Origin of the sequence: Citrobacter sp. 50677481 (assembly GCF_001463265.1) — a bacterium.
In the GTDB taxonomy this organism is placed as follows: Bacteria; Pseudomonadota; Gammaproteobacteria; order Enterobacterales; family Enterobacteriaceae; genus Citrobacter_A; species Citrobacter_A sedlakii.
Window position 1 is genome coordinate 1 of sequence record NZ_LNHZ01000025.1, and the last position, 723, is coordinate 723.

General features: G+C 53.7%; 1 protein-coding gene and 1 pseudogene. Both read right to left on the reverse strand.

The features are described from left to right. A pseudogene (locus APU02_RS05760) lies at positions 1-258 on the reverse strand (phage major capsid protein); the annotation flags it as partial. Positions 259-267: 9 nt separating this feature from the next. Then, a partial coding sequence (locus tag APU02_RS05765; protein WP_060569515.1) for an ATP-dependent Clp protease proteolytic subunit occupies positions 268-723 on the reverse strand: 456 nt, incomplete at its 5' end.

Sequence of the window (723 nt, forward strand, 5' to 3'; positions counted from 1 at the left end):
AACCTGTTTCGCGTTTGCCAGCGGCATCTGGGCAACATGTTGCTCCAGTTCGCCCATTGCGGCCTTCAGGGTTTTTTCAGCTTCACGCAGCGCATTGAACTCAGAAGCCATTTTATCAACGGCAGCTTTTGTTTCTTCTGACAGCCTGCCGGACTTCTGCGCCTCTTTGAGTGCGTCTTCTGCTTTTGCATTGAATTTGCCGGTTGCTTCTTCAATGCTGGCGGTGACTTTTTTCAGAATATCGTTAACTTCAGACATAAAGGGTCCTTATTTGACTAACGCCGCCAGGGCGTTTTCAAGTGAATTGAGGGTTTCAGGTTTGATGTCTTCGGCAGCGCCCGGCGTACCGTCGTTGGTGGTGACAGCGCCAGGCATGCCACCGGATAAGGCTTTAATGAGTTTTCTGCGCTCAGAGCGCGGGGTGTTGGTTTTAGCCAGCAACGCATCAAGTTTGCGAAGCGCGGCTGCGGGTGACTCGTCACCATCGCTGACCGCATCAGCAGAAAGCAGGCTGTCTGCCAGTCCTTTCGCCACGGCGTCACTACCGCCGATATAACTTTCGGCATCCATCAGTTTCTGTACGGCAGACATATCAAGGCCGGAACGCGCCGCGTAGATGTCTGCCATAGCGGTATCGAACGGCTCAAGAGACTGTGCCAGTTCCGCAAAGTCATGGCGGTTACCCATCGCGTAGACCCAGCAGTTGTGGATCATCAGGAAGGC